Origin of the sequence: Vibrio sp. SS-MA-C1-2 (assembly GCF_021513135.1) — a bacterium.
Classification (GTDB): Bacteria; Pseudomonadota; Gammaproteobacteria; order Enterobacterales; family Vibrionaceae.
The window spans coordinates 210,669-218,490 of record NZ_CP090982.1 but is presented as its reverse complement, the minus strand read 5'-3'; the positions used below and the strand labels follow the sequence as shown (position 1 = coordinate 218,490).

At 35.9% G+C, this 7,822-nt stretch carries 11 protein-coding genes; 9 read left to right on the top strand and 2 right to left on the bottom strand.

Annotation, left to right across the window (positions count from 1 at the left end; translation table 11 throughout):
- Nucleotides 1-968 (top strand): IS3 family transposase (locus L0B53_RS19310; protein ID WP_235062399.1); only part of this gene is annotated, 968 nt, incomplete at its 5' end.
- Nucleotides 969-1,027: 59 nt separating this feature from the next.
- On the opposite strand, the gene L0B53_RS19305 is transcribed toward L0B53_RS19310, so the two are convergent.
- Nucleotides 1,028-1,633, bottom strand: coding sequence for a hypothetical protein (locus L0B53_RS19305; RefSeq protein WP_235062398.1), 606 nt, complete (start codon nucleotides 1,631-1,633; stop codon nucleotides 1,028-1,030).
- A 234-nt stretch (nucleotides 1,634-1,867) separates the two neighbouring features.
- Here L0B53_RS19305 and L0B53_RS19300 point away from each other — a divergent pair, with 234 nt between their 5' ends.
- A complete protein-coding gene (locus tag L0B53_RS19300; protein ID WP_235062397.1) occupies nucleotides 1,868-2,029 on the top strand; it encodes a hypothetical protein in 162 nt (53 codons plus the stop codon).
- Nucleotides 2,030-2,189: 160 nt separating this feature from the next.
- Here the strand turns inward: L0B53_RS19300 and L0B53_RS19295 are convergent, their stop codons facing one another.
- On the bottom strand, nucleotides 2,190-2,813 hold the full coding sequence (locus L0B53_RS19295; RefSeq protein ID WP_235062396.1) for a Crp/Fnr family transcriptional regulator: 624 nt from the start codon (nucleotides 2,811-2,813) through the stop codon (nucleotides 2,190-2,192).
- 230 nt (nucleotides 2,814-3,043) lie between these two features.
- Here L0B53_RS19295 and L0B53_RS19290 point away from each other — a divergent pair, with 230 nt between their 5' ends.
- From L0B53_RS19290 to L0B53_RS19260, 7 genes are all read left to right on the top strand, one after another.
- The gene (locus tag L0B53_RS19290) at nucleotides 3,044-3,349 is read left to right on the top strand and encodes a hypothetical protein (protein ID WP_235062395.1); all 306 of its coding nucleotides are present in this window, start codon (nucleotides 3,044-3,046) and stop codon (nucleotides 3,347-3,349) included.
- A gap of 190 nt (nucleotides 3,350-3,539) precedes the next feature.
- Nucleotides 3,540-5,315, top strand: coding sequence for a UvrD-helicase domain-containing protein (locus L0B53_RS19285; RefSeq protein ID WP_235062394.1), 1,776 nt, complete (start codon nucleotides 3,540-3,542; stop codon nucleotides 5,313-5,315).
- A 59-nt stretch (nucleotides 5,316-5,374) separates the two neighbouring features.
- Nucleotides 5,375-5,932: a DUF2913 family protein gene (locus L0B53_RS19280; RefSeq protein ID WP_235062393.1), complete on the top strand. Its 558-nt coding sequence runs from the start codon at nucleotides 5,375-5,377 to the stop codon at nucleotides 5,930-5,932.
- Nucleotides 5,933-6,195: 263 nt separating this feature from the next.
- Complete coding sequence (locus L0B53_RS19275; protein WP_235062392.1) at nucleotides 6,196-6,600, top strand: hypothetical protein; 405 nt, start codon at nucleotides 6,196-6,198, stop codon at nucleotides 6,598-6,600.
- Between the two features lie 126 nt (nucleotides 6,601-6,726).
- A complete protein-coding gene (locus L0B53_RS19270; RefSeq protein ID WP_235062391.1) occupies nucleotides 6,727-7,146 on the top strand; it encodes a hypothetical protein in 420 nt (139 codons plus the stop codon).
- On the top strand, nucleotides 7,139-7,396 hold the full coding sequence (locus L0B53_RS19265; protein WP_235062390.1) for a hypothetical protein: 258 nt from the start codon (nucleotides 7,139-7,141) through the stop codon (nucleotides 7,394-7,396). The genes L0B53_RS19270 and L0B53_RS19265 overlap by 8 nt, the downstream gene beginning before the upstream one ends.
- A 13-nt stretch (nucleotides 7,397-7,409) precedes the next feature.
- The gene (locus L0B53_RS19260; protein WP_235062389.1) at nucleotides 7,410-7,790 is read left to right on the top strand and encodes a hypothetical protein; all 381 of its coding nucleotides are present in this window, start codon (nucleotides 7,410-7,412) and stop codon (nucleotides 7,788-7,790) included.
- Nucleotides 7,791-7,822: the final 32 nt, after the last annotated feature.

The following is a 7,822-nucleotide window of genomic DNA, read 5'->3' as shown; positions in this document are numbered from 1 at the left end:
CGTTTGAGTCTTGTAAAACAGCGGGAATAAGTTTAAGAACTTATCGCCGATGGTTCATTAAAGGCACGATTATCAATGATAATCGTGCAACAGCAGTTCGTCCTGAGCCCGCTAATAAGCTAACAAAAAATGAAGAGCAGGCAATTATTGATGTGTGTAATCAAGAAGAATATGCACATTTACCTCCATCTCAAATCTACCCTAAGTTATTGGATAAAGGCGTTTATATTGCATCACCTTCTACATTTTATCGTGTTTTAAAACGAAATAATCAGTTAACACATCGCGGACGTCAGAAAAAGGCAATAAAACGCAAACCACCGACCACTTATACCGCCACAGGACCAAATCAAGTTTACACATGGGATATTACTTATTGTAAAACCCAAGTACAGGGAATGTTTTATTATCTGTATATGATTGTTGATATCTACAGTCGAAAAATAGTGGGGTATGAGGTTCATGAATGTGAAAATGGCGAGTATGCATCAGCGTTATTAGAACGAACATATTGGCGTGAAAAAATATTAAATAAGCCACTTGTTTTGCACTCAGATAATGGTGCACCGATGAAATCATTGACAATGAAAGCAAAGATGGAGTCACTTAACGTGACTTCATCTTATAATCGCCCTCGAGTCAGTAATGATAACCCATATTCAGAGTCATTGTTTAAAACAGTAAAATATCATCATTCCTGGCCAAAAGAGGGATTCAATAGCTTAAGCGCAACTAGAGATTGGGCAAATGAATTTGTACATTGGTACAACAATGAGCATCAGCATAGCCAGATAAAATACATTACACCAAATGAACGGCATGAAGGAAAAGATAGGAGCATTTTATTTCAACGAAAGAAAGTTATTCTTGCAGCAAAAGCTGCACATCCTGAACGTTGGTCTGGGGATATTCAGAACTTAAAACCGGTTGGAAATATCACATTAAACCCAGAAAAAGAAGCAGCATAGAATGAACTAACTAGTGCCAACTACCTTGACAAACACCGAGAAGTTACTGTTAAGATAACTTATTGGTAATAAAAATTACAAATTTCTTGAACTTCATCTTTTTTCATATTCATATACGGTGTATTAGTATCACTCGATAGTTTTTCAGAGATAATAGTGCACATATCTATTGATATATTTACATTACTGCCACTTTCCTTATAGTTTTTATCACTTTCTTTTAGCTGCTGAAGATGTGTATTTAACAATTCACGGTTACTATATGGTTCATCTATAGTCTTATAGGCATTAATGATAAACTGTTTATTTTCAAACATGTTCATATACACCATTCTTGATGTTGCTATATTCTGTAGGCATTCTTCTTTTGTCATAGGTCGACCACCAAAAGCATGTGCAGAAACCATCATTGACATTCTTGCTGTAACTAATTCGACTCTAGATTCTAAAGAAAGTTGAGAGTCTTTAGGAATTGGGGCTGCTTTATAATCACCAGATGAATAATATTTTTTTGTAATTTGATTTATGTAGTCTGAATTATGAGAGCTATTTGGATCGGTTATCTTTGAACATAATTCAAATTGGTTATCTGTAGCTGTAGCTGTAGCTGAAAAAGATAATACAGATATAAGTAGAGCTAAGAATAGATTAAAATTGGGTTTCATTATTTATCGCCTTAACGAATGTAAAAATATTTATCATCCAAATATAATACAAATGCATCAAGCCCAGCTTTTATAGCAACAAACCAAGCAACACCAGTCAACAAGGGTAATATCAAAGCTGAAACCTTCAACTGCTGCAGCTAAACCACTTGGAGAAGGATAGGGTGTCTGACATTGCTTGAGCATAAGTAAATCAACTTTATTAATCATGCGCAATCAAAAGGGGAATAAAAAATGACTAACATACTCCATGATATTGCACATCAATCACCAGAGCTTGCTAAAGAAATTAAAAGCATTAGAGATAACATGGAATCCGCACCGGATCTTGCATTGATTAAAGCGAGAAAAGCATTAGAACTGATTGTCAATGTGATCCTCAGTTTATCCTGGTAATATTCAAAGACAATGACTGATACGACTAGCGTAAGTGCAATGCTAATATATAATTGATAGGTTTTAAATTATGATATTATCGCGTCCATGTTTCTTAATAATTCCCTATTCAAATAAACTAGAAACATTATCAAAAAATTAACAATGTAAACATGATAAACTACTCATCTCTATGATAAAGCAACGTTTTATTTCCACGTCTGGATATAAACCCCTGAGATTCTAACGATGTCATCCCGCGAGAGACTGCATCAAAAGAGCAACTCAATATTTCACTTAATTTTTTTCTTGATGTAGGAACAAGCACTCCAGCAGTGTGAGGTTTACAATCATCACCCAAACTTAACTCTTGTAATAATACATATAACTGAGAAGCCACATTGTCGAGTGCTAAGATTTTTGCATGTAAAGAGGTCTTACGTAATTTGACCGCAACTTGCTGACTGATTTCCCAAAGAAGCATAGGCTCTTTTTTTATTAATTCATTAAGCTGAAATTCGCCCATCAAAACTAAGATGCAATCTGACATTGCAGTAACATGATGCCGAGATTGATGGTGAGGATTTAAAAATGCTAATTCTCCGATAAAGCTACCTTTATTCAGGTAAGATAAAGTAAGTGGTTTATTTTCAGGCCCACTTAACCATACCTTGCAACTACCTCTTAAAATCAAGAACACACCACAATTTTTCATATCTGGCGTAATGATATTCTTCCGCTCTGGAATAGAAATAGTTTTTCCATACTTCTTAAAAGTATCAATAAATTTTTCATCAATTACCATACCATCAACCACCAATGAAGCAAGATGCACTAAGGCTTAATTATTAGCCAAGTATGCCAATGGGTCTATGGGTAATGTTGGTAATTAAATTCTCAATTCTCTATCTTCATTGATTCGTTATTTTTACTCGTATAAAAATCAGAAAGCGTATTTCACTAAGATTGTAATAATTTCAATTTCTTAACTACACTAAATAATAACTAAAAACGAATAACACCGTGGAGTCTTATATGTCAAAGATGGGCCCCCCAATCCATACACGTTTAACCAGAACAGATGAATTGCTTGATAAGTTGGGAGAATTACACTTTCAGTATCAACATGAAGAGAATTCACTTTCCTTTATTGAGCAGGTTATTTTTCTAGGAAAAATAGCAACAGTCATAGAGAAAGCGGAATGGGAGCAAAATAAAGCCCGATGCTTAGCTATAAGTAACAATGAAATAACCGAACCTAAAGCACTTTTGTCTTATAATGACCATCAATTAGAAACCTACCGTATACAACTTACCGTATGGCTTAAACGTGTCAAATAACCTTAAAAAGAACGTTGTTAGCTTATCTTCCCGAACTACAACACTAACACAACAAATCGAGGTGGCAATTCCTCTCTGCGCTAAAGTTAGTGTTTCCTTGCCAAATAATGATGAAATAATCCTGTTAGTTCGGCTTCTTGGATAAGCGATCACTTATACTTTTACTATGTATGGCTAAATGGTAGAAGTTATGGGATTAAATCAAGGGCAGCAAGCTGCCGTCAACGCTGAACAATCAGCTCTCGTTGTTGCAATTCCTGGTTCTGGTAAGAGTCACTTATCTATCGCCTATGCCATAAAACAAATTACAAGTAATGATAATAGCTCTATCTTAATGATTTCATTCACTAGAGCTGCTGCTGATAGCCTGAAAGAGAGACTCAAAGCAAACCTACTACCCCATCAAAAACGTCGAGTTGATGCGACCACCTTTCACTCATTGGCCATCAAGGTCTGGAAAAAATACAACAAACCGCGCCGGTTAATTTTAGGTGTTGATACCTATGTTTATATCGAACGAGCTGCGTCTATCTATAATGCAGATGAACCAGAGGAACTACTCGGACTGGAAGAAGCTATGCTATTAATTGACAGGTTCGGTCAAGTAAAGGCTACTGCTGAATTATCTGAGTATCTTAAATTCTGGACAGTCTATTGTGACTTACTAAAAAAAGAGAAAGTTATTGATTTGTCCGTAATAATGAGAGAGGTGGTTGATGGTATGGTGAATAGTTCTATACCTACACTATCAACACTCTATGGCGTGACCCACATGGTCATTGATGAGTTCCAAGATTGTGATCCACTGCAGCTTGAATTTGTTCTGCAACAACATGGTGGCACTCACTTATTCGCCTGTGGCGATGACGATCAAGCAATCTATAAATTTCGAAACTCACTTGGAAATCAGGCTTTTACAAGGTTTGAAAATAGAAGTAAAGCTGAAGTATTTTATCTATCAGAGTGTTATCGATGCAGCCAAGGTATACTAGATGCTGCAAATGAAATTATTAATATAAATACATTTCGTTATGAAAAAACACTGCACTCAGCACTTGATCATGACGGTTCAGTTTCTCTCTATGAAGTGGATGGCGACATGTACTTTTGTTTAACCAAGTTATTAAAGAAAAGTCCAACAACGAAAAATCATGCAGTACTGGCCAGAACCAACCTAGAAATTACCTTACTTGAAAAAAGGCTTTTACTTGAAGATGTGACCGATTATCAACGGCTCGGTGGCAAAGCTCTTTTAGATGAGTTAGATGTTAAATATTTTATCAAAATAATGTATACATTCGTTCATAAAGATAAAAGGTTACTTACAGAGATAATGAGTTATTTTCGCTATCCCGAGTACATGATTAGCAGAGTGAATGTTGCTCTTAATAATGAAAGTTTTGCCGATATTGTTCAGTTAATATTTGAAAATACCGCAAACAAAGATGGACAAAAACTGCTTCAAAAACTGGCATTGGAATTGCCAAGTGACACCGCTTCACCAGCTGATCTTGCCAAGTTCCATGCTGAACTCATACCGTTGATTTGTGCGTTCCGAGAAACAGACAAAATCCGATTATTAGAAATAGTTAGTGACATCATCACAGATAGGTTTAAAGGATCTAAGTCAATAAAGAAAGCAACATCTTCATTATATCAGCAAATAATACGGCCAATGAAAAAAGGAACAACAAGCGACGACAGTTTAGTTATATCGACCCTCCATGCAAGTAAGGGGCTAGAATATTCAACGGTTTATATCATTAATGTGAACGAAGATACTATCCCTAAAAAGAAGGACGAAGACGATAACCTTGATGAAGAAGTGCGGCTTTTCTATGTTGGTATGACAAGAGCCGAACAAGAACTAAAAATACTGTTCTCTTATAAGAAGCCATCAATGTTTATTCAATATTTAGAAGCCTGGGCCGATTATTACACACTGCAAGGCAAGCCTGAAAAGTAAGGTTCAATTGCTATTAAATATGTTACAATTTAACAACTTAAACACCATGAACACTTAATATGCCATATACTGACCAATTTGAGAAATTAATTGATAATCTATTGATAAAGATGTTGATCAATTTAAAACATGGCACCACTGAAGCAGAGCAGACTAAGCAAGTCACCGCATTTTTAAAATCAGCTTTAACTAAGCCATGCTATAAATCAGCGAAAAAAGACATCAAGACGCTCCTGCAAATAGCCAAGAAAGACAAAAAACTACTCAATAAAGTGATAGAGCTTAGTGAGATAGTTAAGCCTGAGTTTGATAATGACTACGACAACATAGTGCATCTTTTACGCGAGATAGAGCGTGCCTGGTCAACGACGCTTCTTCTTATCCCTGAGCCCAATCTGTCAGCCATCAATAAGAATAAATTCATTTTTATTAAGACAAAAGATATAAACAGCCATTTTGAGAATAAAAAGTTGATAAAACCTATCCCTTTGGTCCTGAGAACGAATATCAAACAGATCATGGAGCTATGCTCTCAATTTCCTTCTCATCATTTACTTAAACCAGAGTCCACACAATTGTCAGACGGTTTTTACCAAATTGATATTCAAACACCGTAACTCAACAAAAATCAGAAGCTTTTAGTCCTGTTAGATGAGATTTTGATGCTTTCCATCTGCCAAACTTAATACATTAACCCGTGAATACGATCCACTCGGCCTTGCCGAAGGTCAATGTTCACACCCTGTTGTGGCTGCAGCTAACTGCCATCGAGACTCAATATCTCGCCATCCGTCACATTGTGACATAAACCCGCAGGGGAGACTAATTCTCCCAATAGTGGGAGAAGTCTCTCTTTTTTATGAAATAAGTGAGGCTACAAATGAAGTATTCTATAAAATTTGGTCCAGTTAAAAGCATTTTTATTGGTGGAATCCTGATACCTGTTAATCAGATTGATTATCAAGACAAGCCAGCTCATGTTTTTACTCAAGCGATCACTGATGTTACAACAAATGTTGTCAAAGTAAACGCTAAGATTTTTGATCAATACTTTAAAGACAAAAATAACTTGCTGATGATAAATCATGATACGAAACAACGGTTTGAAGTTTCTGTTGTACCCTATCGAGATCTTAATATCTGTGAGAAAACTGTCATATTACCCGTCCAAATTGCGAATAAAATGAACTTTGCATTTATGACGAATACAACGATTACTTTTCAAGAAAAGCCAACGGAAACAAAGTCACTTTTAGATGTGATATTAGAGATGTTTGGCTGTTAAAGAAATCATTTCAACTTCGATAGATGCGCTTATTTAGCCATCGGTCGCATTGCAACAACCCCACAGGGAGACAACCTCCCGTTCGGGATAGGTCTCTCTTTTTTTATGAAAATAAGTGAGGCTAAAATGAGTTACTCCTCCAAGTTACTTCGTAATAAACCCATACGTCGAACTTTACCCGGTGACATCCCGCGTCCAGCAATTCGCGTTGAGATAACGGGTCGTACAGAGCATATTTTTACTCAAGCGATCACTGATGAGTCAACACACGTTGTTAAAGTTAACCCAAAAACATTTTGTCGTTACTTTCACACTAAAACAAACTTGCTAATGATTAACCATCGAACAAGACAGCGATTTGAAGTATCTGTTGTTCCTTGTACTGGCGAGTTTATCTGCGAGAGAACAATCATAATTCCTGCTGATATTGCCGATAAAATGGGTTTTTCTATTTTTGAACGTACAGCAATGTATCTTCGTGATAAGTCAATCTATGAGCTAGTAAGCGAAAGATTACCTTTTCTTGGGGGTGCTAATTATGACTAATATCGTTTTCACTCCATCCTCCTCTGGTGCGCTTGAAACAATTGTTTATGCAAGAAATATTACATTCAAAGTTGTAATCAAGAGTGATGTGCAGCATACAACCGTTGAAACATTGCTATCTAGCAATTCTGACTTCAACACAGTTATTCGCCGCCAACACATTCAACCAGTAGAGATTAATACATATCTAATCAGTCTCATGATGAAACTTGGTGTTCAGCATGATGATCTCGTCGTATGCCTAAAATAGTGAGGTTTTACCTATGAATTTTCTATTTTTGAAAGCCATCAATATCTATCAATGCAATATGATTCGATTTTATTTGTATCCAGATTCGAGCCTGACGCTTATCAATATCCGTTATTTTTTTCTAATGGTCGTTGGTATTTTTCTGACTGACTTCTGTTTTGCAATGACCGAGTTGATGATATTTGGTGAGACATTTCCCCACTTATTGGATTGGGTCAATATTCTGGCCTGGAATTTAGTTTATCTAACTTTAGAAAAGCTAAATAAAACAGCCAAAAAGGAAGGATTAAGAGCAAGAAGTGACGAATTAGCTTATTTAAATGCTTTAAAATGGGCAAAATTATGGCTTATTTTTATCTTTTCATCGCAACCATTAGTTACTGTTTATATTTAACCGTACCTATGTAAATCCTATCCAAAAAACCG